Annotated in this window: 21 protein-coding genes and 1 pseudogene; 7 read left to right on the top strand and 15 right to left on the bottom strand. The window is 72.1% G+C overall.

Annotation, left to right across the window (positions count from 1 at the left end; genetic code table 11):
* Window positions 1-21: 21 nt before the first annotated feature.
* Window positions 22-213 carry a hypothetical protein gene (locus tag ACFYZR_RS17960; protein ID WP_391911222.1) on the bottom strand — a complete coding sequence of 64 codons (192 nt, stop codon included), beginning with the start codon at window positions 211-213 and terminating at the stop codon, window positions 22-24.
* On the bottom strand, window positions 210-416 hold the full coding sequence (locus tag ACFYZR_RS17955) for a hypothetical protein (protein WP_391911220.1): 207 nt from the start codon (window positions 414-416) through the stop codon (window positions 210-212). The genes ACFYZR_RS17960 and ACFYZR_RS17955 overlap by 4 nt, the downstream gene beginning before the upstream one ends.
* Before the next feature lie 134 nt (window positions 417-550).
* Here ACFYZR_RS17955 and ACFYZR_RS17950 point away from each other — a divergent pair, with 134 nt between their 5' ends.
* The 3 genes and pseudogenes from ACFYZR_RS17950 to ACFYZR_RS17940 all read left to right on the top strand — a co-directional run bounded on the left by ACFYZR_RS17950 (window position 551) and on the right by ACFYZR_RS17940 (window position 1,789).
* Window positions 551-1,501: a helix-turn-helix transcriptional regulator gene (locus tag ACFYZR_RS17950; RefSeq protein WP_391911218.1), complete on the top strand. Its 951-nt coding sequence runs from the start codon at window positions 551-553 to the stop codon at window positions 1,499-1,501.
* A pseudogene (locus tag ACFYZR_RS17945) lies at window positions 1,452-1,568 on the top strand (DUF397 domain-containing protein); the annotation flags it as partial. The gene ACFYZR_RS17950 and the pseudogene ACFYZR_RS17945, both read left to right, overlap by 50 nt.
* Window positions 1,565-1,789 carry a DUF397 domain-containing protein gene (locus tag ACFYZR_RS17940; protein WP_391911216.1) on the top strand — a complete coding sequence of 75 codons (225 nt, stop codon included), beginning with the start codon at window positions 1,565-1,567 and terminating at the stop codon, window positions 1,787-1,789. The pseudogene ACFYZR_RS17945 and the gene ACFYZR_RS17940, both read left to right, overlap by 4 nt.
* 9 nt (window positions 1,790-1,798) lie before the next feature.
* On the opposite strand, the gene ACFYZR_RS17935 is transcribed toward ACFYZR_RS17940, so the two are convergent.
* On the bottom strand, window positions 1,799-3,340 hold the full coding sequence (locus ACFYZR_RS17935; RefSeq protein ID WP_391911214.1) for a carboxylesterase/lipase family protein: 1,542 nt from the start codon (window positions 3,338-3,340) through the stop codon (window positions 1,799-1,801).
* A gap of 125 nt (window positions 3,341-3,465) precedes the next feature.
* Window positions 3,466-5,442 (bottom strand): Xaa-Pro dipeptidyl-peptidase, encoded by a 1,977-nt coding sequence (locus ACFYZR_RS17930; protein ID WP_391911212.1) that lies wholly within the window; start codon window positions 5,440-5,442, stop codon window positions 3,466-3,468.
* A gap of 168 nt (window positions 5,443-5,610) precedes the next feature.
* Between ACFYZR_RS17930 and ACFYZR_RS17925 the strand changes: the two genes are divergently transcribed.
* Together ACFYZR_RS17925 and ACFYZR_RS17920 are read left to right on the top strand one after the other, a co-directional pair.
* Entirely contained in the window at window positions 5,611-7,155 is a 1,545-nt protein-coding gene (locus ACFYZR_RS17925) for a M1 family metallopeptidase (RefSeq protein ID WP_391911210.1), read from the top strand.
* 154 nt (window positions 7,156-7,309) lie between these two features.
* Window positions 7,310-8,035, top strand: a complete 726-nt coding sequence (locus tag ACFYZR_RS17920) for a MerR family transcriptional regulator (protein WP_391911208.1) — start codon at window positions 7,310-7,312, stop codon at window positions 8,033-8,035.
* Window positions 8,036-8,075: 40 nt separating this feature from the next.
* On the opposite strand, the gene ACFYZR_RS17915 is transcribed toward ACFYZR_RS17920, so the two are convergent.
* The 10 genes from ACFYZR_RS17915 to ACFYZR_RS17870 all read right to left on the bottom strand — a co-directional run bounded on the left by ACFYZR_RS17915 (window position 8,076) and on the right by ACFYZR_RS17870 (window position 20,380).
* Window positions 8,076-10,244 (bottom strand): 3-hydroxyacyl-CoA dehydrogenase NAD-binding domain-containing protein, encoded by a 2,169-nt coding sequence (locus tag ACFYZR_RS17915; protein WP_391911206.1) that lies wholly within the window; start codon window positions 10,242-10,244, stop codon window positions 8,076-8,078.
* Between the two features lie 101 nt (window positions 10,245-10,345).
* Window positions 10,346-11,560, bottom strand: a complete 1,215-nt coding sequence (locus ACFYZR_RS17910) for an acetyl-CoA C-acetyltransferase (RefSeq protein ID WP_391911204.1) — start codon at window positions 11,558-11,560, stop codon at window positions 10,346-10,348.
* 37 nt (window positions 11,561-11,597) lie between these two features.
* Window positions 11,598-12,740, bottom strand: coding sequence for an acyl-CoA dehydrogenase family protein (locus tag ACFYZR_RS17905; RefSeq protein WP_391911202.1), 1,143 nt, complete (start codon window positions 12,738-12,740; stop codon window positions 11,598-11,600).
* Window positions 12,737-13,936: a CaiB/BaiF CoA transferase family protein gene (locus tag ACFYZR_RS17900; protein ID WP_391911200.1), complete on the bottom strand. Its 1,200-nt coding sequence runs from the start codon at window positions 13,934-13,936 to the stop codon at window positions 12,737-12,739. Before ACFYZR_RS17900 ends, ACFYZR_RS17905 begins: the two co-directional genes overlap by 4 nt.
* Window positions 13,937-14,071: 135 nt before the next feature.
* Window positions 14,072-15,139, bottom strand: a complete 1,068-nt coding sequence (locus ACFYZR_RS17895) for an acyl-CoA dehydrogenase family protein (protein ID WP_391911198.1) — start codon at window positions 15,137-15,139, stop codon at window positions 14,072-14,074.
* Window positions 15,139-16,308, bottom strand: coding sequence for an acyl-CoA dehydrogenase family protein (locus ACFYZR_RS17890; RefSeq protein WP_391911196.1), 1,170 nt, complete (start codon window positions 16,306-16,308; stop codon window positions 15,139-15,141). The genes ACFYZR_RS17895 and ACFYZR_RS17890 overlap by 1 nt, the downstream gene beginning before the upstream one ends.
* Window positions 16,309-16,375: 67 nt before the next feature.
* Window positions 16,376-17,569: a CaiB/BaiF CoA transferase family protein gene (locus ACFYZR_RS17885; protein WP_391911194.1), complete on the bottom strand. Its 1,194-nt coding sequence runs from the start codon at window positions 17,567-17,569 to the stop codon at window positions 16,376-16,378.
* 19 nt (window positions 17,570-17,588) lie between these two features.
* Entirely contained in the window at window positions 17,589-19,028 is a 1,440-nt protein-coding gene (locus ACFYZR_RS17880; RefSeq protein WP_391911192.1) for a CoA transferase, read from the bottom strand.
* A 69-nt stretch (window positions 19,029-19,097) separates the two neighbouring features.
* Window positions 19,098-19,835, bottom strand: coding sequence for a helix-turn-helix domain-containing protein (locus ACFYZR_RS17875; RefSeq protein WP_391911190.1), 738 nt, complete (start codon window positions 19,833-19,835; stop codon window positions 19,098-19,100).
* A gap of 92 nt (window positions 19,836-19,927) precedes the next feature.
* Window positions 19,928-20,380: a MarR family winged helix-turn-helix transcriptional regulator gene (locus ACFYZR_RS17870; protein WP_391911188.1), complete on the bottom strand. Its 453-nt coding sequence runs from the start codon at window positions 20,378-20,380 to the stop codon at window positions 19,928-19,930.
* Between the two features lie 104 nt (window positions 20,381-20,484).
* On the opposite strand from ACFYZR_RS17870, the gene ACFYZR_RS17865 reads away from it, so the two are divergent.
* Window positions 20,485-21,267, top strand: a complete 783-nt coding sequence (locus tag ACFYZR_RS17865; protein WP_391911186.1) for an alpha/beta fold hydrolase — start codon at window positions 20,485-20,487, stop codon at window positions 21,265-21,267.
* Between the two features lie 18 nt (window positions 21,268-21,285).
* On the opposite strand, the gene ACFYZR_RS17860 is transcribed toward ACFYZR_RS17865, so the two are convergent.
* Complete coding sequence (locus ACFYZR_RS17860; RefSeq protein WP_391911184.1) at window positions 21,286-21,654, bottom strand: MmcQ/YjbR family DNA-binding protein; 369 nt, start codon at window positions 21,652-21,654, stop codon at window positions 21,286-21,288.
* Between the two features lie 72 nt (window positions 21,655-21,726).
* Between ACFYZR_RS17860 and ACFYZR_RS17855 the strand changes: the two genes are divergently transcribed.
* Window positions 21,727-23,364: an ABC-F family ATP-binding cassette domain-containing protein gene (locus tag ACFYZR_RS17855; RefSeq protein WP_391911182.1), complete on the top strand. Its 1,638-nt coding sequence runs from the start codon at window positions 21,727-21,729 to the stop codon at window positions 23,362-23,364.
* Window positions 23,365-23,557: the final 193 nt, after the last annotated feature.

The raw sequence follows: 23,557 nt of genomic DNA, 5'->3' as shown, positions 1-23,557 counted from the left end.
CGGTACGGGGGCGGGATCACGTCACAGGTCGTTCACCGGGTGGTCCGGGTGGGCCCGGGCCCAATGGGCCCGCTCCGCCGCCTCGTACTGCGCGAGCGCCATCGGGTCGCGCCGCTGCTTGGCGCCGTCCTTCGCGCGGGCGAAGAGCAGGCACTGCTGGCAGGGCGCGGCGGCGGGCGCTCCACCGCTGGTGTGGGGGAGCGGGATCGTCACCGGACGCCTGCCGCGCGCTTTTCGTCGGCGCGCGCCAGCCGCAGCGCGTCGGGGTCGACGTCCCACTCGCGCCCGCCGCCCGGTGGGCGGAGCTGCGCACGGCCGCCTTCGGTCGCCATGAGGCAGCCGAGGCGGTCGAGGCGGGTGTCGATCAGCCATACGCTGGGGCGGTAGGTGATTGTGGCAGCGGTTTGCTTCGTCATTTGTTCGAACCTCCGGGTGTTCGAGCTTGTTTGAGCGGGCAATTCCCTTGCGGAGGCTCAAGAGTTGCGCGCCGGAAGGGAGGTGAACAGTGATTTGATGTTTCCAAACGCCTTTGGAAACCGGGGGAGTTCACGTGAGTGAAGGTGCGCAGGACGGTCCAGCCTTCTACGGCAGCGAGGTGCTCCACGCTAGGGAGCATGCAGGTGTGACGCAGCAGCAATTGGCAGATGCGATCGGGTACAAGGTCCCGTACGTGAGCAAGGTCGAGAACGGTCATACGCTCGGGTCGGAGCTCTTCGCCCAGGGATGCGACCGGTACTTCGGCACGCCCGGCTACTTTCTTCGGCTGCGTCGCCGGATCTCCGACGCCGGGCATCCCGAATGGTTCGTTCCGTACGTCAAGCTGGAGCGTCAAGCCGCCGTCATCGAGGATTACTCGACCACCTTCCTCATGGGGATGCTGCAAACGTCTGCCTATGCGGGCGCGATCTTCCGAGCGTCCTATCCGCGGGAGAGCGACGCGCAGATCACTGCGCGCGTGGGGGCGCGGCTTGCCCGGCACAGCGTGATAGAGCGGGAGGACCCTCCACGCTTGTGGGTGATCATCCACGAGGCAGCGCTGCGTATGATCGTCGGCGACATCGCCACGATGGGGGGACAGCTTGAGCACCTGCTGGCGGAGGCTGAGGCACCCAACGTCATGATCCAGGTGCTCACTAACGACGCTGGCACTCCGGCCGCTCACCTGCCCTTCACGCTGCTGACCCCGAAGGATGGCGGACCGACCGTCCTGCACGAGGAGACCCGGCACCACGCGCGGGTGGACGACTCGGTGTCCGCCGTAGCGGAGGCGCAGGACGTATACAACCGACTGCGCGCCGACGCGCTGTCGCCCCAGCGGTCCACGGCATTGATTCGAACTATCTTGAAGGAGTTCAGCCATGAGCACCGCCCCGGACCTCACCCGCGCGATATGGGAGAAGTCGAGCTACAGCGGCGGAACCGGCGGCCAGTGCGTCGAGTTCGCCAGCAACCTCGCGTCATCATCCGGCGTCGTCCCCGTTCGGGACAGCAAGAGCCCTGACGGGCCCGTGCTCACGGTGTCTGTCCCGTCCTGGTCCGCGTTCGTGACAGGGGTCAAGGATCGGTGAGCACAACCGGGCACCTCCACACGATGTGGGAGAAGTCGAGCTACAGCGGCGGGAACGGCGGCCAGTGCGTCGAGTTCGCCCGCAGCCTCATGTCATCATCCGGCATCATCCCCGTCCGGGACAGCAAGCGGGGCCCTGACGGGCCCGTGCTCGCCCTGCCCGCCGCCGCCTGGTCCGCCTTCCTGACGGGAGTCAAACGGCAGCAGCACCCCGCCGTGTAGTCGGCGCACCTACTCGCCGAGCAGCGGCAGCACCGCAAACGCGTGGTCCTGCCAGATGAGGCGGGACGCCTCCTCCGGGTAGGTCGTGACAGCCGGTCGCGTGTCGAAGATCCGGGTGAGGCGCCGACCGGCGTCGTACGCGGGCCAGCCGGGGTCGCCGTGGGTGGCGAAGGCCGTCCATGCGGTGCGCATGGACGCGGAGAGCTCCTCCCCGGCGGGGGAGGGGCTCTCGCCGAAGAGCGCGGCGGGCTGACCGCTGTCCAGGTTGCCGAACACGAGAGGGACGTCGAGGCCGTGGCACGCGCCGAGGGCGCCGCCCATTCCCGGCGCGGGCCAGGTCAGCTCGTACACATGGGCGCGTCCGCCGCCGGTGATCTGCGCCTCGGCGAGACGGAGGCTCGGCATGCGGAACAGCCAGTCCGAGTGGACCAGTTCGTACAGCTCCTCCGGGCCAGCCGCCGGAAAACCCTCGCCGTACCGGCGCGCGCCGTCCGGGCCGGGGGCGAAGTTCCGGAGAGCGGTCGCCGCCCGCGCGTCCGTCACCCGGCCGAGCGTGCCGTCGAGCGCGCTGAACAGCCGGTGCTCTTCGCGGGTGTGTCCGGTGAGGACGTCGACGTCCCGGCCCGCGCCGTCGGCCAGGGCCTGCCAGGGGGTGACGGGCAGGACATCGCCGTCGACGACGGGCGAGAACGGGATCGTCCTGAGCGCGGCCCGGCCCCAGCGTCCGGCGAACGAGGCCGACTCGGCGGCGACCGCGTCGCCGGCGGCGGCCAGGCGGTCCGGGGCCACGGCCGACAGGTCGGCCGCCGTGGGCCGCAGTCCCAGCCCGGCGGCGTAGGCGGCGGCGATGTCGGCGGCGAGTGCCGGGGAGAAGAACGTCCCCTGCGCGCTCTGCGCGACCGCCCGGCGGAAGAGCCCGGCCGCGCGCGGCATCGCCAGCAGCGCGGCGACCGACCCCGCCCCCGCCGACTGGCCGAAGACCGTGACACGGTCCGGGTCGCCGCCGAACGCCCGGATGCCGTCGCGCACCCACTCCAGCACGGCGATCTGATCGAGCAGGCCCCGGTTGGCGGGCGCGCCCTCGATCGACGCGAAACCCTCGATGCCCACCCGGTAGTTGAACGTCACCACGACGACGCCGCCGTCGCGCGCGAGGCGGGCCCCGTCGTACTCGGGGAGGGCGGCCGTGCCGAAGCAGTAGCCGCCGCCGTGGATCCACACCATCACCGGAAGCCCCGCTCCCGGGTACGGCTCGGGCGACCAGACGTTGGCCGTCAGCCAGTCGGTGCCCGCCGCGTCCCGCGCCAGCGCGTCCATGCCGAGGAAAGCGGCCTGCGGAGGCGGCGGCCCGTACGACACGGCCGTGCGCACGCCGTCCCAGCCCTTCACCGGCCTCGGCGCGGCGAACCGGAAACCGTCCACCGGTGGTTCGGCGAAGGGGACGCCACGGAAGACCGCCACGCCCCCTTCCGTACGGCCGCGTAGCACCCCGGCCGTTGTGCGGACCTCGGGCTCGGAGCCCGTGGGTGTTCCGGAAGCGGGAATCGTCATCGCAGCCCCTTCCCGGGCGGGGGGAACGCTGTCACGGATGCCGTGCCAACAGCACGTCATCATCCCGCCCGGGCCGGGACGAGAGCCAGCGGATTACGGCCCCACGGGCGTAGCCGCCCCCAGGGCTACGGCCGGTGCGTCAGCTCCGGAAGCCGCAGGCCGTGCGGGGGCGAGCCGGGGGCGACGCCCCCGGACACGGCATCCCGCGTCGCCCGCGCGAACGCCGCCGCGCCGCCGACCAGCGGCAGGCTCGCCGACGTCCCGTGGAGGTCCACCGTCACACGCGGCGTCGTGCTCGCCGGTTCGATCAGGCCCCCGTCCGTGCCGGCCACGATCAGGGCCAGGCGGTGGCCCGCCGGGACGATGTGGTCGGTCGCCGCGAGGTCCAGCGTGATGGTGTACGGCTTGCCGGGGGTCAGCGGACGGCCGTGGGCGAGGTCCCCGGCGTGGCCGAGGTCGGCCCAGCCACGGCTGAAGACCGTGTGGCCGACCTCGGCCCGGTCCGCCGCCGTCCCCTTGAAGCAGCCGGTGTCGGTCGGCGTCCCGCTGCCCCAGCAGCTGCGGTCCGCGAGGGTGAGGATGCCCTCGCCGCGTCCCGCGTAGTTGCGGATCGTGGCCGGGCCGAGGTCGACGAGGACGGCCGAGAGGTGGGCCGAGGACGTCGACGGGGTGACCGTCAGCCGGACCGTCGAGGAGCCGGACAGCCGCAGGTCCTGGCTGAGGGGACGGGTGACGAACCCCGCCTTACTGCCCGTCGGTTCGTCGATCTTCGTCGCCCAGTCCGCCTCGCCGAGCTTCGGGTCGTCCGTGAACTCCGCCGTCGCCCCGCGCGGCGCCGGCTCCGTGCCCAGTGTGCCGACGCCGGGCACCGGGCCCGTCCCCGGCCGCAGGACGGCCGTGCGCGTGCCGCGCGGCGGCCAGACGCGGTCGGTGGACCACTGGTCGGGGGCCCGCTCGATGTCGGCCATCGGCTCGCGCTCGACGCCGTTGTCGTAGCCGAGGAGGTAGTGGTCGAACCAGCGGTGGAGGGTGGGCACCCACGCCTCGCGGCGGAAGTCGAACGGGTCGACGTGGCCCGCCGTGGAGAGCCAGACCTTCCGCTCGACGCCGTGCGCGGCGAGCGCGTCCCACCACTGGCCGAAGTGCTTGGTGCGGACGTTGAGGTCCTGCATCCCGTGCACGGCGAAGACGCTGGCGCGCACCTTGCCGGCGTCCTTCACGTAGTCGCGCTCGGCCCACAGCCGCGTCCAGTCGCCGGTGCGGGGCGCGCCCTCGACCAGTTCGCGCTGGACGGCCTGGCAGCGGCCGCGTGCCTCGGGGCTCTCGATGCCGTTGGCGAGGCCGTCGGGGCCGCCGTCGTAGAGGGCGGCGCCCTTGGCGAAGTAGTAGTCGTACCAGGAGCTGATGGCCCCGATGGGGACGATGGTCTTGAGGCCCTTGACGCCGGTGGCGGCGACGGCGTTGGCGATCGTGCCGTCGTAGCTCTTGCCGATCATGCCCACCGCGCCGGTGGTCCAGTCCGGCGTGACGGCGGTGGTCCCGGTGCGCGAGGAGTAGCCGCGGGCGCGGCCGTTCAGCCAGTCGACGACGGCCTTGGCGGACTGGACGTCGGAGCGGCCGCCGATGTCCACGCAGCCGTCGGAACGGTTCGTTCCGGTGAGGTCGACCAGTGCCACCGCATAGCCGCGCGGGACGAAGTAGTTGTCGTAGAAGAGCGGGAACTGCTGCGGACGCCCCTGCGCGTCGTACGTCTTCTTCTGGCTCTCGTTGCCGCGCCCGCAGCAGGAGTAGTACGGGCTGGCGTCCATGATGACCGGCACCTTGCGGCCCCGCTCGGCGGCCTCGCGGGGGCGGATGATGTCGACGGCCACCCGGTCGGTGCGGCCGTCGCGGTCGCCGTCGACGCGGGTGTCCACCCACACGGACTCGCGGACGGCCCGGTCGTAGGAGTAGACGGGTCTGCTCTCGCCCGGTGGTTTCCCGCCGTTCGCCGCGGGCGCGGCGAGCGCCGGGGTCGGCAGGAGCACGGCCAGTAGGGCTATCAGTGCCGTGGGTAGGGACTTCGTCCAGGGGATGCGGGAATTCCGCTTACGTATCGTCACGGGGCGGACGGTAGCGCGGGAAAACCGCTGTGCAGAAGGGGGTTTGCGGGGTCTACGGTGTCACCGGTGTGTCGATCGCATGACAGAAAGCACCATGGACATACCCGTCCCGTCAATGAGTACATAGGCTCCGATTGATCTCTCGCCCCCTACGAGTTGGAGTGCCTCGTGCGTCACAGACTGATCGTTCCGGCCGCTGCCGCCGCCTCCCTGCTGCTGGCGATCCCGGCGTCGGCGGCCGAGCCCACGCCGGGCGCTCCGGGCGTCGGCGACTCGTACTACCCGACGGCCGGGAACGGCGGTTATCACGTCTCCCATTACGACCTGCGGCTGAAGTACCAGCCGCAGACGGACAAGCTGGAGGGCACGGCCACCCTCACCGCCACCACCACCCAGGCGCTGTCCCGTTTCAACCTGGACTTCGCCCTGGACGTGAGCGAGGTGACGGTCAACGGCAAGACGGCCTTCTTCGCCAAGTCGGGCGACCACGAACTGGAGATCACTCCCTCCGCGCCCCTGGCCGAGGGCAAGCAGATCACCGTCGTGGTCCGCTACAGCGGCACCCCCTCGCAGGTGAAGATCGGCGGGTACTCCGCCTGGCAGCGCACCCCGGACGGCGCGGTCGTGGCCAACGAGCCGGAGTCGGCGGCCTGGTGGTTCCCGAGCAACGACCACCCGCGCGACAAGGCCACGTACGACATCTCCATCGCGGTGCCGGACGGCCTCCAGACGGTCAGCAACGGCGAGCTCAAGTCGCAGTCGTCCAAGCTGGGCTGGACGCGCTACAACTGGCGCGCCACCAAGCCGCAGGCCTCGTACCTGACGACGCTGGCGATCGGCAAGTTCGACATCACCACCGACAAGACGGCGGACGGCCTTCCGGTCCTCAACGCCTACAGCAAGGACCTGGGCGACAACCTCGCCTCGGCCAAGGCCAGCGTCGAGCGCTCCGCCGAGATCATCGAGTGGGAGAGCAAGATCTTCGGCCCGTACCCGTTCAACGCGATCGGCGGCTACGTCCCGAACGTCAAGACGGGCTACGCGCTGGAGACCCAGACCCGGCCGTACTACAGCCCCTCCGGCTTCGCCAACGGCGCCAACACCTCCCTGGTCGTGCACGAGCTCGCCCACCAGTGGTTCGGCGACAACGTCTCGGTGAAGAACTGGCGCGACATCTGGGTCAACGAGGGCTTCGCCACCTACGCCCAGTGGCTGTGGTCGGACAAGGAGGGCGAGGGCACCACGCAGGAGCTCGCCGACTACGTCTACGACAGCATCCCGGCCGACAACGCCTTCTGGAAGGTCAAGCCGGGCGACCCGGGCGCCGAGAACCAGTTCCACGGCGCGGTCTACCAGCGGGGCGCGGTCGCCCTCCAGGCGTTCCGCAACAAGGTCGGCGACAAGGCGTTCTTCGCCGTCCTCAAGGGCTGGCAGACCGACAACAAGTTCGGCAACGGCTCCGTGCAGGACTTCGTGGCGTACGCCGAGAAGGCCACCGGCAAGCAGCTGAAGGGCCTCTTCGACACCTGGCTCTTCACGGACAGCAAGCCGAGCGCCGCCGTCGCCGCGAAGGACGGCATCGGCAAGGCCGGCAAGGCCGCTCCCAAGGCGAGCAAGTCCGGCAAGGCGCTCGCGGCGCCGGCCAAGGCCGCCGAGCCCAAGTCCTGGAAGAAGATCCAGGCCGCGCAGAACGGCCACGGCCACCAGCACTGACCCACCCCATAGCGCAGCCCACAGGGCCCGTCGTCACGGACGACGGGCCCTGTGCCATTCCTGCGGCCGGGGGTTTCACAGCAGTGGTGGCACAGCAATACTGTTGAACCCGCAGGGCGCCGACCGGCACGGGCGACGGAGAGCGAGGCACCACATGACCACCGGGACCGAGGAACCCTCCCTCACCGTCGACGAGTTGGCCGCCCGCGCCGGCGTCACCGTCCGTACGGTCCGCTTCTACAGCACCCGGGGTCTGCTGCCCCCGCCCGAGATAGGCCCCCGCCGCGTCGGCCGCTACGGCTCCGCCCACCTGTCCCGGCTCGCGCTGATCGAGGAGCTCCAGCACCAGGGCCTCACCCTGGCCGCCATCGAACGCTATGTGAGCGGGCTCCCGGCGGATCTGAGCGCCCACGACCTGGCGATCCACCGCGCGCTGGTGGCCTCCTGGACCCCGGACAAGGCCGAGGAGACCACCCGCGAGGCGCTGGAGCGGCGCGTGGGGCGCCCCCTCACCGACACCGACCTCGACCGGCTCGCCGCCATGAACGTCCTGGAACGCCCCGGGTCCGGCGACGCCCTGCGCGTCGACCCCGGACTGCTGGGGCTGGGCCTGGCGCTCCTGGACGTGCCCATCGCACTGGGCACGATCCTCGCGGCCCGTACGGTGCTCCTGGAGCACGCCCGGGCGACGGCGCGCGAGCTCACGCGGCTCTTCCACGAGGAGGTCTGGGGCCCCTACCGGGAGCGCGAGGAGGACCCGGAGCAGGTCGAGGCGATGAAGTCGCTGTCGGCGCACATGCAGCCGATGGTGGTGCAGGCGCTGGTGACCGCCTTCCAGCGGTCGCTCAAGCAGGAGCTGCGGGACACGTACGGGGGCTGAGCGCACCGCCCGCCCCCGTACGTCCCCCTGTCAGGGCACGTCAGTCCGTGAAGGTCTCGCCCTTCTCCGCCTTCTCCACCAGCAGCGCGGGCGGCGCGAAGCGCTCGCCGTACGCCTCCTGGAGCTCGCGGGCGCGGGCCAGGAAGCCCGGCAGCCCGCCCTCGTAGCCGTTGACGTACTGGAGGGCGCCACCGGTCCAGCCGGGGAAGCCGATGCCCATCACCGAGCCGATGTTGGCGTCGGCGACCGAGGTCAGCACGCCTTCCTCCAGGCAGCGGACGGTGTCCAGGGCCTCGGAGAAGAGCATCCGCTCCACCATGTCGGCGAAGGGGACCGGCGCGGCGTCCGGCCGGCCGAAGTGCTCGGCCAGCCCCGGCCACAGCCCGGCGCGCTCGCCGTCCACGTAGTCGTAGAACCCGGCACCGCCGCTCCGGCCGGTGCGCCCGAACTCCTCCACCATCCGGTCGATGACCGCGTCGGCCGGGTGCGGCTCCCACGTGCCACCGGTTTCCTCGACGGCACGGCGGGTCTCCTCGCGGATTTTGCGGGGCAGAGTGAGGGTCAGCTCGTCCATCAGGGACAGCACCTTCGCCGGGTAGCCCGCCTGGGCCGCCGCCTGCTCCACGGAGGCGGCGGGGAGGCCCTCGCCGATCATCGCCACGCCCTCGTTGATGAACCGGCCGATGACGCGCGAGGTGAAGAAGCCCCGCGAGTCGTTGACGACGATGGGCGTCTTGCGGATCCGCCGGACCAGGTCGAAGGCGCGGGCCAGGGCCTCGTCGCCGGTGCGCCCGCCCTTGATGATCTCCACCAGCGGCATCTTGTCGACGGGCGAGAAGAAGTGCAGCCCGACGAAGTCGGCGGGCCGCTCCACGCCCTCGGCGAGGAGGGTGATGGGCAGCGTGGAGGTGTTGGAGCACAGCAGCGCGTCGGGGGCGACGACCTGCTGGATCTCCTGGAAGACCTTGTGCTTGAGCGCCGGGTCCTCGAAGACGGCCTCGATGACGACATCGCAGCCCGCGAGGTCGGCGACGCCGGCGGTGGGCGTGATCCGGGCGAGCACCGCGTCCCGCTCGGCCTCGGTCGTCCGGCCCCTGGAGACGGCCTTGTCCAGGAGGCGCTGCGAGTACGCCTTGCCCTTGGCGGCGTTCTCGGCGGAGACGTCCTTGAGGACGACGTCGAGGCCGGCCTTGGCGCAGGCGTAGGCGATGCCCGCGCCCATCATGCCCGCGCCGAGGACGGCGACCTTCGAGGCGGTGCGCGGGGCGATGCCCTGCGGGCGGCTGCGGCCGGAGTTGACGGCCTGGAGGTCGAAGAAGAACGCCTGGATCATGTTCTTGGCGGTCTGCCCGGTGACCAGCTCGGTGAAGTAACGGGCCTCGACGACCTGCGCGGTCTCGAAGTCGACCTGCGACCCCTCGACGGCGGCCGCCAGGATGTTGCGGGGCGCGGGGTAGGGGGCGCCGCCGGTCTGCTTGCGCAGGGTGGCGGGGAAGGCGGGGAGGTTCGCGGCGAAGCGCGGGCTGGCGGGGGTGCCGCCGGGGATCCGGTAGCCCTTCTCGTCCCAGGGCTGGCGGGAGGCGGGGTGGGCGTCGACGAAGGCGCGGGCCTTGGCGAGGAGGTCCTCGGGGCCGTCGGCGACCTCGTGGATCAGGCCCGCCTCCAGGGCGCGGCGGGCGTTGTACTGCGTGCCCTGGAGGAGCACCTTCAGGAGGGCATCGGTGATGCCGAGCAGCCGTACGGTGCGGGTGACGCCGCCGCCTCCCGGCAGCAGGCCGAGGGTGACCTCGGGCAGGCCGATCTTCGTGCCGGGCGTGTCGAGGGCGACGCGGTGGTGGCAGGCGAGGGCGATCTCGTAACCGCCGCCGAGCGCGGCGCCGTTGATCGCGGCGACGACGGGTACGCCGAGGGTCTCGATGCGGCGCAGGTCGCGCTTGACGGCCATGCCGGCGTCGAAGACGCGCTGGGCGTCGGCGGGGGTGGCCTTGATCAGCTCGCGGAGGTCGCCGCCGGCGAAGAAGGTCTTCTTCGCGGAGGTGACGATCACTCCGCGGATCTGCTCTTTCTCCGCCTCCAGGCGGTCGGCCACCGCCGTGAGGGACGCCTTGAAGGCGTCGTTCATGGTGTTGGCCGACTGGGTGGGGTCGTCGAGGGTGAGGGTGACGACGCCGGCCGCGTCGCGGTCGTAGCGGATGGTGGTTTCGGTCATGGTTCCAGGTCTCCGTGGTGTGTGGTGTCCGATGGGTTGGTGAGGCCCCTGTCCCGCCCTTTCACCGTTTCCTGGGGCTCCGCCCCAGACCCCGGTGGGATTCACACCCGTTCCACCACCGTCGCGATCCCCATCCCGCCCCCGACGCACAGCGTGATCAGCCCGTACCGTCCGTCCCGCCGCTCCAGCTCGTCGACGACCGTGCCCAGCAGCATCGCGCCCGTCGCCCCCAGCGGATGCCCCAGCGCGATGGCGCCGCCGTTGACGTTGACCTTCTCCAGGTCCGCGCCCATTTCCTCCACGAAGCGCAGGACCACCGCCGCGAACGCCTCGTTGACCTCGATCAGGTCCATGTCGCCGATGGTCAGCCCCGCCTTGGCGAGCGCCTTGCGCGTGGCGGGGGCCGGGCCGGTGAGCATGATGGTCGGCTCGGAGCCGGAGACGGCGGCCGAGACGATACGGGCCCGGGGCCGCAGCCCGTAGCGCTCGCCCACCTCGCGGTTGCCGATGGCGACGAGGGAGGCGCCGTCGACGATGCCCGAGGAGTTGCCCGCGTGGTGGACGTGGTCGATCTTCTCCACCCAGTGGTACTGCTGGAGGGCCACCGCGTCGAAGCCGCCCTGCTCGCCCAGGGCCGCGAAGGAGGGCTTGAGGGCGGCGAGGGTGTCGACCGTGGTGCCGGGGCGCAGGTGCTCGTCGCGGTCGAGGACGACGAGGCCGTTGCGGTCGCGTACGGGCACCACGGAACGGTCGAAGCGGCCGTCCTTCCACGCGGCGGCGGCCAGCTCCTGCGATCGCGCGGCGAAGGCGTCCACGTCACGGCGGGAGAAGCCGCCGAGGGTGGCGATCAGGTCGGCGCCGATGCCCTGGGGCACGAAGTTGACGTCCAGGTTGGTCATCGGGTCCGCGAACCACGCGCCGCCGTCGGAGGCGATGGGCACCCGCGACATCGACTCCACGCCGCCCGCGAGGACCAGGTCCTCCCAGCCGGAGCGGACCTTGGCGGCGGCGAGGTTGACGGCCTCCAGGCCCGAGGCACAGAAGCGGTTCTCCTGGACGCCCGCCACGGTGTCGGGCAGCCCGGCGGCGATGGCGGCGATCCGGGCGATGTCGGAGCCCTGGTCGCCGATGGGGCTGACGACGCCGAGCACGATGTCGTCGATCGCGGCGGGGTCGAGGTCCGGGAGGCGCCGCCGGAGCTCGTGGATCAGCCCGACGACGAGGTCGATGGGCTTGGTGCCGTGGAGGGCGCCGTTGGCCTTGCCGCGGCCGCGCGGGGTGCGGATCGCCTCGTATACGTACGCTTCGGTGCTCAAGGGCGTGGGCCTTTCGGAAGTTATCGGGGAGAGAGGGTCAGGAGAGCAGGGAGCGGCCGATGATCTCCTTCATGATCTCGGTCGTACCACCGTAGATCGTCTGGATCCGTCCGTCGGTGAACGCCTTCGCCACCGGGAATTCGGCCATGTAGCCGTACCCGCCGTGCAGTTGCAAACACCGGTCGGCGACGCGCTTCTGCAGCTCGGTCGCCCACCACTTGGCCATGGAGGCGTGGACGGCGTCGAGCTCGCCCCGGTCGTGGTCGGTGACGCAGCGGTCGAGGAAGGCGCGGGTGACCGCGCACTCGGTGGCCATCTCGGCGATCTCGAAGCGGATGTGCTGGAGCCTGGCCAGCGGCCGGCCGAAGGCCTCGCGCTCCTTGACGTAGCGGGTGGTGATCTCCAGCACGTGCTCGGCCGCGGCGATCGCGGAGACGGCGATGCTCAGCCGCTCCTGCGGCAGATTGGCCATCAGATGGCCGAACGCGCCGTGCAGTTCGCCCAGCAGGTTCTCCTTGGGGACGTGGACGTCGGAGAAGAACAGCTCGGCGGTGTCCTGCGCCTTCTGCCCGATCTTGTCGAGGTTGCGGCCGCGCTCGAAGCCCGGCATGCCCCGCTCCACGACCAGCAGGCTCAGCCCCCTGGCGCCGCCCTCCGGCGTCGTCCGGGCCACGACGACGACCAGGTCGCCGAGGATGCCGTTGGAGATGAACGTCTTGGCGCCGTTGAGCAGCCAGTGGTCGCCCCGGTCCTCGGCGGCGGTGCGGATGCCCTGGAGGTCGGAGCCCGCGCCGGGCTCGGTCATGGCGATGGCACTGATGATCTCGCCCGAGCAGAACCCCGGCAGCCAGCGCCGCTTCTGCTCCTCTGTCGCGAGGCCCGCCAGATACGGGCCGACCATGTCGTTGTGCAGCTGGACGGCGAGGCCGGCCGCGCCGGCGCGGGCGAACTCCTCGGCGAGCACGGTGCTGTAGCGGAAGTCCCGGTTGCCCCCGCCGCCGTACTCCTCGGGCACGGCGAGGCCCAGCAGGCCCTGGCGCCCGGCGGCCCGCCAGGCGTCGCGGGAGACGATGCCGTCCTTCTCCCACTGTTCCTGGTGCGGGGCCACCTCCTTGGCGAGGAAGGTGCGCACGGTCTCGCGGAAGGCTTCGTGGTCGGCGGTGAAGAGCTGACGTTTCATCGGTTCTGACTGCCTTTCTCTGCCGCGCCGGCGCCCGGCGCGTGCCCTTCGGGGCCGGGTTCAAGACCGGGTTCGAGACCGGGGACGTCCCAGTCACGGGCCACCTCGGCGGTGTCCGCCCCCGGCCGCGCGGGCGGCCGGCGCACGGAGCCGGGGGTGGCGGAGAAACGGGGGGCGGGGGCGGGCTGGGTGATGCCGCCGTGGTCGGTGAAGGTGGCGCGCGCGGCGAGGTGCGAGTGGTCCGGGGCCTCGCGCAACGACAGGACGGGCGCCACGCACCCGTCCGAACCCTCGAAAACCTCCGTCCACTCCGCCCGGGTGCGCTGCCTGAAGCGCTCGGCGATCGCGGCCCGCAGCTCGCCCCAGCGGGCGGGGTCCTCACGGGGAGGCGCTCCCTCACCAAGGCCGAGCAGGCGGGTGAACTCGGCGTAGAAACGCGGCTCGAGCGCGCCCACCGCCATATGGCCGCCGTCGGCCGTCTCGTACGTGCCGTAGAAGGGCACCCCGCCGTCGAGGAGGTTGGCGCCGCGCCGGTCCTGCCAGCGGCCGGCCGCGAGCATGCCGTGGAGCATCGCGGTGAGATGGGCGGTGCCGTCGACGATCGCGGCGTCCACGACCTGCCCCGGGCCGCCGGAGCGGACGTGCTGGAGGGCGGCGAGGATCCCGATGACCAGATAGAGGGAGCCGCCCGCGTAGTCGCCGAGGAGATTGGCGGCGGCGTAGGGCGGGCCGTCGGCGGGCCCGGCGAGGCCCAGGGCGCCGGTGACGGCGATATAGCCGATGTCGTGCCCGGCGCTGGGGGCGAGCGGCCCGTCCTGGCCCCAGCCGGTCATCCGCCCGTAGACGAGCGCGGGATTGCGGGCCAGCGCGGCGTCGGGGCCCACGCCCAGGCGTTCGGCGACGCCGGGGCGGTAGCCCTCGATCAGCACGTCCGCGCGGGCGGCCAGGTCGAGGACGGTACGGGCGCCGTCCTCGGACTTGAGGTCCACGAGGACGGAGCGTTTGTTGCGGTTGGTGATGTCGTGGGCCGGGTCGATGGCCAGCCCGGGCCCGCCGGGCCGCTCGACGCGGACCACGTCGGCGCCGAGGTCGCCGAGGAGCATGGCGGCGAACGGGCCGGGCCCGATGCCCGCCAGCTCCACCACCCGCACCCCGGCGAGCGGCCCGCTCACTGCCGTCCCTGTCCCTGTCGCCATCCCGGTCCCGCTGTCCATACGGCCCCCACGTCCCTGTGACACAACCGCTGTAACACTCGTGATGTTAAGAACGTGTTCTACCGATCACAAGGGTCTTGCGGGGCGGGTCTGTGGGCGCGCGGGGGAGCGAGGGGGTCAGGGTGTGGCGGTGAGGGTGGGCCAGAGGTTGGTGGCGGTGAGGGACCTGGCCAGGCGCAGGGCCCAGTAGGTCTCGTCCCCGTCTTCGTCGCGCCAGGACCACAGGCGGGTGGTGGCGAGGTGGAGCGGGCTGAGCCGGGTGGTGCCGATGGCGCCGTGGAGTTGGTGGGCGATACGGGCGATCTCGGCGGCCGAGGCGGATGCCTGGGTCTTGGCGGCGGCGATGGCGACGTGTGCGGCCGGGCCGCCGCCGTCCAGCGGTGCGGCGGCGGCCCGGACGGCGGTACGGACCAGGGCGGCCTCCTCGACGAGCCGTGCCTCGTCCTGCTTGACGGCCTGGAAGCGGCTGAGCGGACGGCCGAACTGGGTGCGGGCGGTGGTGTGGGCGACCGTCAGTTCCACGCAGCGTTCGGCGGCTCCGGCGATCAGGGCGGCGCGGGCCAGGGCCGCGCGGAGCCGGGCCTCGTCCAGCAGTTCGGGGGAGACCCTGCGGACCCGCGAGGCGGGGATCTCAAGGGCGGCGAGGTACAGGTCGTCGCGGGCTTCCTCGGCGAGGTTGGCTCCGGGGGTGAGGACGGCCTGGTCGGGGGTGAGGGTGAACAGGACGGGGCCGAAGGGGGCGGTGGCCAGGACGACCACCGCGGTGGCGGCGCGGGCCCAGGGGACGCGGCGCAGGGTGCCGCTGACCAGCAGGGTGTCCTCGTCGCCCAGACAGCCGGCCGAGCCGACGGGGGAGGCGGCCGGGTGGGCGTAACGGACGGTGAGCTCGGGGGCGATGGCGTAGCCGAGCGGTCCGTCGGGGACGGCGAGGCCGACGCGGCGCAACAGCGGGCGGGCGACCAGGGCGGTCTCGGCTAAGGGGGCGGGGACCGCACGGCGTCCTGCCTCCTGGGCGGCCGCGAGGAGTTCGGCGGTGGAGGCGTCCGGGGTCGGAAGGGCCACGGCGTCGGGGTCGGTGGTGTTGGTGACGACGGCGATGGCGTCGGGGTCGGCGTAGAAGGCTTCGGTGTCGTAGGCGTCGGCGGAGATGACGGGTGCGCCGGTGTCTATCGTGTGGGTGTTCATCAGTGCCGCTCCAGACCACGAGTGATGATGCCGCGAAGGATTTCGTTGGTGCCGCCGCGCAGCGTGTAGCCGGGGCTGTGCAGCAAGGCGAAGGCGAGCAGTTCGGGGTGGCTGCCGGGGGTCGCGTGCGGATCGGCCGGGGTCGGCAGGATGCCGCGGACAGCGTCGACCAGCGTGCCCTCCAGGCGGGTGCCGAGGTCCTTGACCAGGGCGGCCTGGATATCGGGCGAGGCTCCGGCGTCCAGGGCCGCGGCCACGCCGAGGGACAGTCGGCGGATGCCGTACAGACGGGCCGTCAGGATGCCGACCCGGGCCAGCTGCTCGGCCGTCGCCGAGCGCTGCTCCAGTTCGCGAAGCAGGGAGACCAGCAGGGGGAAGGTGGAAAGGTAGCGCTCCGGGCCGCTGCGCTCGAAGGCGAGTTCACCGGTGACCTGCTTCCACCCGTCGCCCCGCTGTCCGAGCAGCATGCCGTCGGGGACGTCGACGCCTTCGAAGTGGCAGGCGTTGAAGCGGTGCTCGCCGCTCATCAGCCGGATCGGCTCGACCCGTACCCCCGGGGCGCGCAGGTCGACGATGAACTGGCTCAAGCCCGCGTGCCTGTCCTCGGCCTCGTCGGTGCGGGCCAGCACGATGGCGTAGTCGTTGACGTGGGCGCCGCCGGTCCACATCTTAGTGCCGGTCAACCGCCAGCCATCGGCGGTGCGTTCGGCACGGGTGGCGACCGAGGCGAGGTCGGAGCCGCTGCTCTTCTCGCTCATGCCGATGGAGAAGAAGCACTGTCCGGCGGCTATCCGGGGCAGGAAGAAGCGGCGCTGTTCCTCGGTGCCGTGCCGGAGGACGGACGGGCCGGCCTGCCGGTCGGAGACCCAGTGCGCGCTGACCGGGGCGCCGGCGGCGAGCAGTTCCTCGATCACCACGTAGCGCTCCAGGAAGCCGCGGCCCGCGCCGCCGTATTCGGTGGGCAGGGCCATGCCGACCCAGCCGCGCTCGGCGAGGCGGCGGCTGAAGCCGGGATCCCAGCCGGCCAGCCAGGAGTCGGGGCGGCCCAGCACGGTGCCGCGGTCGCGCTCCTCGTCGAGGAAGCCGCGGACCTCGCCGCGGAGCCGACGGGCCGATTCGGGCAGTGCGACGTCGGGAAACGCGATCGGTGAAAGCGTCGAAGGAGACATGGATCAGTAGCTCCCGGTTGGGGTTACGGAGAATCGGTCGGTTTGCGATCGGTCAGTTCGCGATCGGTCAGTTCGCGGAGCGCAACAAGGAAGGATCGAAGCCGACCTCGCCGAGCACTTCGTCGGTGTGCTGGCCGATGGCCGGGCAGGGCCGCGGCTCCGGCTCCGGGTCGGCCGAGTAGCGGACCGGTCGGCCGATCACCCGGTAGGGGCCCTCGGTGGGGTGTTCGGCATCGCGCAGCAGGCCGCCCTCGCGGGCGTAGGCGCTGGTGGCGGCGGATTCCAGGTCGAGGACGGGGGCGGCGGCGATGCCCGCCCGATCGCAGAACTCCTGCCACTCGGCGCTGGTGTGGCGCGGGGTCAGTTCCGCGAGCAGCGGATAGAACTGGTCGGCGTTGCGGGCCCGGTCGGGTCCGGTGGCGAAGCGCGGGTCGTCGGCCAGGCCGGGGCGGCCGACGAAGGCGGTGAACTCCCGCCAGTCGCGGTCGCTGTGCGGCAGGATGCACATCCAGCCGTCGGCGGTGCGCAGGGCACGGCGCTCCGGGCTGAGCGAGCGCGCCGAACCGAACGCCCCGTCGGGCTCCAGGGCAGCCGCGCCCAGGTGCTCGACCAGGTTGAAGGCGAGCATGGTGTCGGCCATCGGGACCTCGATGTGCTGGCCGGTGCCGCCGTGCTCCCGGTAGTGCAGCGCGGCCAGCACCGACTGGGCGATCTGCATGCCGCAGATCTTGTCGGCCAGCACGGTGGGGACGTAGTGCGGCCGGCCGGAGACCTTGTGGTTGAGCCAGACCAGGCCGCTGGCCGCCTGGATGATGTCGTCGTAGGCGGCGTGGGTGCCGTAGCGGCTGTCGCTGCGGAAACCCTGGGCGTTGGCGTAGATCAGGCCGGGGTTGACCGCCGCGACGTCGTCGTACCCGAGGCGGAGACGCTCCAGGGCCTGCGGGCGCAGGTTGGTGATGAAGACGTCGGCGGTGCGCAGCAGGGCGAGCAGGGCGTCGCGGCCGTGCGGGGCCTTGAGGTCGATGACGGCACTGCGCTTGTTGCGGTTCAGGTTCAGTGTCGCGGCGCCCATGCCGGGGTGGCGCCGCGGAGGGTAGTGGCGCGTCATGTCACCGGCGGGCGGTTCGACCTTGACCACATCGGCGCCCAGGTCGCCCAGTTGCTGGGCGGCGTACGGGGCCATGATCACACTGGCCAGTTCGATGACACGGACTCCGGCGAGGAGTCCACGTCCGGACGGGCCGCTCAGTTTCTCGGGCATCTTCCAGTACCTCCCGGGGTCAGCGCCACTGGAGCTCGGCGGACCCGAGCGGGGACCGCCGGCCGGGCTGGGGGACCGTACGCCCGCTGTACGCGAACGGCGTCGCCGGTTCGGTGAGCGGGCCGAAGTCGGTCATGGTGGTCGACAGCGCGGCGAGCGGCGCGCCCCCGGGCCGGGGCAGGTCGAGTACGTCCTCCCGTGCCAGCATTCCGAGTTCCTGCACCCAGTGGCACACCCCGGCCAAGGTCACGCGGATCCGCCACGAGCCGCCCTCCGCCGCTCGCCGGCGCAGGACCGTGGCGACGGCGGCGGCACCGAGGTAGGCGGCGAGGTAGTCGTTGAGCAGGTACGTCGGCGGGAGCGACGGCCGGTCGGTCCACTCCTCGACGGCGAACCCGGTCGCCGAGCAGGCGAGTTGGTCGAAACCGCCGCGTTCGCCCCAGGGGCCGTCGGCGCCCCAGGCGTGGTATTCGAGGGCGATGAGTCCGGGGCGGCGCCGGACGAGCTCCTCGATCGACGCCCCGTGCCGGGCGAGTCCCCGGTAGGCGTTCACGAAGACGTCCGCTTCCTGGAGCGCGTCGTGGAAGGCCGCACGGTCGTGGGCGTCACGCAGGTCGCAGTAGGCGTTGCGCTTGCCGCCGCCGGTCATGGCGATCATCGGGATCGGGTCGGGGCGGTCGGGGCGCGTCAGGTGCAGCACGTCGGCGCCGAACTGGGCCAGGAGCCGCGTCGATACGGGGCCCGCGATGACATGGGTGAGATCGAGCACCCGGACGCCCGCGAGCGCCTCGTCGTCCTCACCGATCGGTTCCAGAGGCCGGACCGGTCCGTCACCGACGCGTTCGATCTCGACGACCGGGCGCCGCGCGACATACCGCCCCGCGGGGTGCGCGAGCCACTCGTCCCGGCTGCGCACCGCGCACGCGACGCCGCCCCGCCCGCAGATGGCCTCCTCCAGAGTGAAGGCGTCCCAGCCGGCCGCGGCCCGCGCGATCCCCACCTTGTCGAGAGGGCACCGCAGCACGGAGGCGACGGCGTCCCGCAGATGCGGATAGGTGGTGATGATGAAGATCCACCGGCCGTCGCGCGCCCGGTAGAAGTCGTTGTTGCCGAGCAGTGCCGGATCGTCGAGCAGGACACCGATCGGGCGTCCCGACAGCGTCGTGTGGTGCGTCGCCATGAGCTGGTCGATCGCGGCCCCGGCCCGCACCCGAACCTTCTGGTGCCGGTGGCCGCGCTGTTCGCCGACCGCCGCCATCTGCTGCCCGAAGACACCGATCGCGGCGGACATGGCATCGGCGAGGCGGTGCACCGAGGGCACCAGGGGGTCGGCCCCGACGACGGTGATGTCCTCGGCCCCCCGGGCCGGATCGGGGTCGCCGAGGGCGTGCAGCAGCCGGGAGGCGATCTCGCCGGCGGGCGGCTTCGGCCCGGTCGTGGTCAGCGTGTTCGAAGTCATGCCGGGATGCTCGTTCCCGGCACCGCACGAACGCCCGGATTCACGGATATCCGTGAACCGGTGCGGACGTCACGCCCGCCTCTCCTGTATGTGTGCGAGGAGCCGGGCCGCCGCCCGGTCCAGACTCAGCCGCTCCGAGCGGCCGCGACGCCGGTGTATCAGCGCGAGGGCTCCTGTGACGACGGAGCCTTCGGTGACGGGGATCGCGAGCGCGCTGACCTCGGGGTCGGCCAGACCCTCGCTGCGGCTGATCCGCGACGCGCGGATCGCCGGAAGGGCGGAGCGGAACTCGGCGACCGCCTCGGGGTCGTGGCGGGCGAGCTCGTCGAGCAGCCCACGGCGCTCCGCCTCGTCGGTGAAGGCCAGCAGCAGACGGCCCGCGGCGGTGCGCAGCAGCGGCCGGGAGACGTGCTCGTCGGCGAGCGGCACGAGGCGGGGAATATGGTCCTCGCCGCCGCGCGCGAGGTGCACGGCGTCGAGCCCGACCCGCACCGTGAGCAGCACCGGGGTACCCGCGACGCGGCTCAGTTCATCGAGCTCGGCCTGGCTGATCCGCGGGACGGCCCGGCCGGCGATGAGGTTGAGGACGTGCGGGGCGGGCCCGAGCCTGAAGCGCCGGTGCTGTTCCAGCAGGAAACCGGTCGCGACAAGGCCGTTGACCAGATCCTGCACCGAACTCGCCGGCGCCCCGGCCGCCCGCGCCAACTCGGCCACGGTCACCCCGCCCGGCGCCCGGGCGGCGGCCTCCAGGATCCACGCGACCCGGTCCACCGTACGGTGGCGCCGCCTTCGGCCGTGCTCGCCCATCCCACCCCGCCTTGTCCTTCGTGTACTCCGCCGGCCACGAGCGCCGACACGGCCCGTCGATCCTTTCGAGGGCCTACGTGAGGTGTTGATCCTCAGTGCGACGGCGAGGGGTTCAGCCGGCTCGACGCGCGGGCCAGCAGACCGATGAGCAGCGCGCGTTCCTCGGCGCTGAACCCGTCGGCGATCCGCCGTTCGATGGCGACGGCCTCCGCGTCGGCCTGCCCCAGCAGTCGGCGTCCGTCGTCGGTGAGGCGCACCTCCGTCACCTTGCGGTGCCAGGGGTGCGGCTGCCGCGTGATCAGTCCCTTGGATTCGAGGTTGGAGAGCACGGTGGCGATGGTCTGCGGGGTGACCAGGCACGCGCGGGCGAGCGCGGCGGCGGACAGCCCCGGCTGTTCGTCGAGCATGTACAGCGCCGCGTACTGCGGAACCGTCAGGCCGAGCGGCCGGAGCGCCGCGTGCTTGGCGGCCATCAGCTCCTGTTCGACCCGCTTGATGTGGAGGCCGAGGCGTTCGGTGACCGGCATGTCCATGGAGCTGTCCATGGGGCGATCGTACGTCCTGGGCGCATCGGGCCCTGGCTTATGGCAGAGCTCTGTCATGTGTAAGATCTCTGTCATTCCTCTCGTGCCACTCATGGAGGCAACCCATGTCCTGCCCCGAACCGCTCGACCACGTCGTCACCGGGTCCGGCCCGGGCCTCGTCCTGATCCACGGGACCGGCGCCGACGCGACCTCGAACTGGGGACCTCTCATCGAGGCGACGCGCGACCGGTACACGGTCGTCGCCCCGAACCTGCCCGGCGCGGGCGCCACCGCCACGGACCCCGCGCCGATCGACCTGGACGAACTCGCCGACCGGATCGTCGCCACCGCCCGCGCCGCCGGGCTGGAACGGTTCCACCTGGCCGGCCACTCGCTGGGCGCCGTCGTCGCCACGGCCGTGGCCGCGCGGCACCCCGGCGCCGTGACCTCGCTCGTCCTCCACGCCGGATGGGTCAGGACGACCGCGCGCGAGAAGTTCATGTTCGACCTGTGGGCGCGACTGCTGCGCACCGACCGGGAACTGCTGGCCCGTCAGCTGATCCTCACCGCGATGGGGCCCGGTCTCCTCGCCTCCCTCGACGACGACGGGTTCGCCGAGAGGGCCGCGGGGTTCACGGCCATGCTCGACGAGCGCATACTCGGGCAGATCGAACTGGACGCCCGTATCGACCTGCGCGACGCGGTGGGCCGCGTCACCGCCCCCACGCTCGTGGTGGCGAGCGCGGACGACCGGATCCTCCCGCCCCACCACCAGCGCGAGCTGGCCGACGGCATCGACGGGGCCGAGTACCTCCAGGTCCCCGGCGGACACGGCCTGCCGTTCGAGGACCCGGCCCGGTTCTTCTCGATCGTCACCGAATACGTGGACAGGCGCCGGGCGCTGTAAGGGCCACGCCGGGTCGGGTCACTCCGCGTCGAGCCGGGCGACGAGGCGCTTGGGGGCGATGGTCCGGTAGCTCTCCTCCACCCAGTCGCAGAGCAGCTCGACGGGCACGTCGGTGCCGGTCAGCGGGACGGTCACCCAGCCCGAGCGGCCCAGTCCGTAGCCCGTGGGCGCGGCGCCGGGGACGGTCAGGGCATGGCCGTGGGACGCCTCGTCCATGAGCTTGAGGGAGATTCCGGCGGATTCGTCGTTCCCCTCGGCGCCCAGGAAGACGAAGATCTTCTTGTTGACCTTGACGACCGCGCTCTCCTCCCAGGGGAAGTCCTCGAAGGCGCCGGGGAGGGAGAGGGCGAACGCGCGGACGCTGGCACGGGTTTCGAGGGCGGGCATGGGTGGCGGTGCCTCCGGGAGTCGCTGTGGCCTGTGGGGGAGATGTTCCCACCCGATAAAATCGGTGCCCTTATGAGTGCCACCCTCGTCGCCAAGGACCTCGTCGCCGGACACGGTGACCGCACCCTCTTCTCCGGGCTCGACCTCGTCGTCGCCCCCGGGGACGTCATCGGGCTCGTCGGGGCCAACGGGGCGGGGAAGTCCACCCTGCTGCGGATGCTCGCGGGCCTCGCCACGCCCGAGCGGGGCACGCTGCGGCTCAGCCCGCCCACCGCCACCGTCGGTCATCTGCCGCAGGAGCCCGAGCGGCGCGAGGGCGAGTCCGTCCGGGCGTTCCTCGCCCGCCGTACCGGCGTCGCCGCCGCGCAGAGCGCTCTCGACACCGCCACCCAGGCCCTCGTCGACGGCGCGCCCGGCGCGGACGACGCCTACGCCGTCGCGCTGGAGCGCTGGCTGGACCTGGGCGGCGCCGACCTCGACGAGCGGGCCGAGGAGGTCGCCGCCTCGCTCGGCCTCGGCATCGGCCTGGACCGGCCCATGACGGGCCTGTCCGGCGGCCAGGCCGCCCGCGCCGGCCTCGCCTCCCTGCTGCTCAGCCGCTACGACGTCTTCCTGCTGGACGAGCCCACCAACGACCTCGACCTGGACGGCCTGGACCGGCTGGAGTCGTTCGTCACGGGGCTGCGCGCCGGCACGGTGCTGGTCAGCCACGACCGGGAGTTCCTGACCCGCACGGTGAACAAGGTCCTGGAGCTCGACCTCGCCCAGCAGCAGGTGAACCTCTACGGCGGTGGCTACGCCGCCTATCTGGAGGAGCGCGCGACCGCCCGTAGGCACGCCCGCGAGGCCTACGAGGAGTACGCCGACACCAGGGCGGGCCTGGAGGCCCGGGCCCGCACCCAGCGGAACTGGATGGACAAGGGCGTCCGCAACGCCCGCCGCAAGGCCACCGACAACGACAAGATCGGCCGCAAGCTGCGCGGCGAGACGAGCGAGAAGCAGGCGGCCAAGGCCCGGCAGACCGAGCGGCTCATCGAGCGGCTGGAGGTCGTGGAGGAGCCCCGCAAGGAGTGGGAGCTGCGGATGGAGATCGCCGCCGCGCCCCGCTCGGGCGCGGTCGTGGCGACCCTGCGCGGCGCGGTCGCCCGGCGCGGGCCGTTCGCCCTCGGCCCGGTGGACCTCCAGATCGACTGGGCCGACCGGGTCGCCATCACGGGCGCCAACGGCTCCGGCAAGTCCACGCTGCTCGCCGCCCTGCTCGGCCGGCTGCCCCTGGACGAGGGCGGCGCCGCGCTGGGCCCGGGAGTGGTCGTGGGCGAGGTGGACCAGGCCCGGGCGCTGTTCTTCGGGGACGAGACGCTGCTGGCGGCGTTCGGCGCGGAGGTCCCGGAGCTCGCCCCGGAGGACGTCCGGACGCTGCTGGCGAAATTCGGCCTCAAGGCGGCGCACGTGCTGCGCCCGGCCGTGACGCTCTCCCCGGGCGAGCGCACCCGTGCGGCGCTGGCCCTGCTCCAGGCGCGCGGGGTGAACCTGCTCGTCCTCGACGAGCCCACCAACCACCTCGACCTGCCGGCCATCGAACAGCTGGAGTCGGCGCTGGCCTCGTACGACGGCACGCTGCTGCTGGTCACCCATGACCGCCGGATGCTGGACGCGGTCCGCACCACGCGGCGGCTGGAGGTCTCGGACGGGCGCGTGAGCGAACGCTGAGCCGTCACCGGGCGGGAGCTGGGTGGTTCCTGTGGGAGGGCTGAGCGAACGGGTGACATCGCGTCCGAAAAGAACCCCAGTGGAAGGCCAACACTTCCCCAAGAGAAGCCCAAGGCGTCAGCCTTGTTTGACCATTGAATCAGTGGCAATACCCCGGGTACGGCTATGTTTTTGAAGCGCCGATGGGGTTACC

It is taken from the genome of Streptomyces sp. NPDC001678 (assembly GCF_042892945.1).
In the GTDB taxonomy this organism is placed as follows: Bacteria; Actinomycetota; Actinomycetes; order Streptomycetales; family Streptomycetaceae; genus Streptomyces.
This window is presented reverse-complemented; position numbering and strand designations above follow the sequence as displayed.

Excerpts from the sequence above, each read along its gene's own strand:
- ACFYZR_RS17855 (WP_391911182.1), top strand. The coding sequence starts at position 21,727 with ATGAGTGCCACCCTCGTCGCCAAGGACCTCGTCGCCGGACACGGTGAC.
- ACFYZR_RS17920 (WP_391911208.1), top strand. The coding sequence starts at position 7,310 with ATGACCACCGGGACCGAGGAACCCTCCCTCACCGTCGACGAGTTGGCC.
- ACFYZR_RS17885 (WP_391911194.1), bottom strand. The coding sequence starts at position 17,569 with ATGCCCGAGAAACTGAGCGGCCCGTCCGGACGTGGACTCCTCGCCGGA.
- ACFYZR_RS17955 (WP_391911220.1), bottom strand. The coding sequence starts at position 416 with ATGACGAAGCAAACCGCTGCCACAATCACCTACCGCCCCAGCGTATGG.
- ACFYZR_RS17895 (WP_391911198.1), bottom strand. The coding sequence starts at position 15,139 with ATGAACACCCACACGATAGACACCGGCGCACCCGTCATCTCCGCCGAC.
- ACFYZR_RS17880 (WP_391911192.1), bottom strand. The coding sequence starts at position 19,028 with ATGACTTCGAACACGCTGACCACGACCGGGCCGAAGCCGCCCGCCGGC.
- ACFYZR_RS17860 (WP_391911184.1), bottom strand. The coding sequence starts at position 21,654 with ATGCCCGCCCTCGAAACCCGTGCCAGCGTCCGCGCGTTCGCCCTCTCC.
- ACFYZR_RS17915 (WP_391911206.1), bottom strand. The coding sequence starts at position 10,244 with ATGACCGAAACCACCATCCGCTACGACCGCGACGCGGCCGGCGTCGTC.
- ACFYZR_RS17935 (WP_391911214.1), bottom strand. The coding sequence starts at position 3,340 with ATGACGATTCCCGCTTCCGGAACACCCACGGGCTCCGAGCCCGAGGTC.
- ACFYZR_RS17900 (WP_391911200.1), bottom strand. The coding sequence starts at position 13,936 with ATGGCGACAGGGACAGGGACGGCAGTGAGCGGGCCGCTCGCCGGGGTG.
- ACFYZR_RS17905 (WP_391911202.1), bottom strand. The coding sequence starts at position 12,740 with ATGAAACGTCAGCTCTTCACCGCCGACCACGAAGCCTTCCGCGAGACC.
- ACFYZR_RS17865 (WP_391911186.1), top strand. The coding sequence starts at position 20,485 with ATGTCCTGCCCCGAACCGCTCGACCACGTCGTCACCGGGTCCGGCCCG.
- ACFYZR_RS17875 (WP_391911190.1), bottom strand. The coding sequence starts at position 19,835 with ATGGGCGAGCACGGCCGAAGGCGGCGCCACCGTACGGTGGACCGGGTC.
- ACFYZR_RS17870 (WP_391911188.1), bottom strand. The coding sequence starts at position 20,380 with ATGGACAGCTCCATGGACATGCCGGTCACCGAACGCCTCGGCCTCCAC.
- ACFYZR_RS17890 (WP_391911196.1), bottom strand. The coding sequence starts at position 16,308 with ATGTCTCCTTCGACGCTTTCACCGATCGCGTTTCCCGACGTCGCACTG.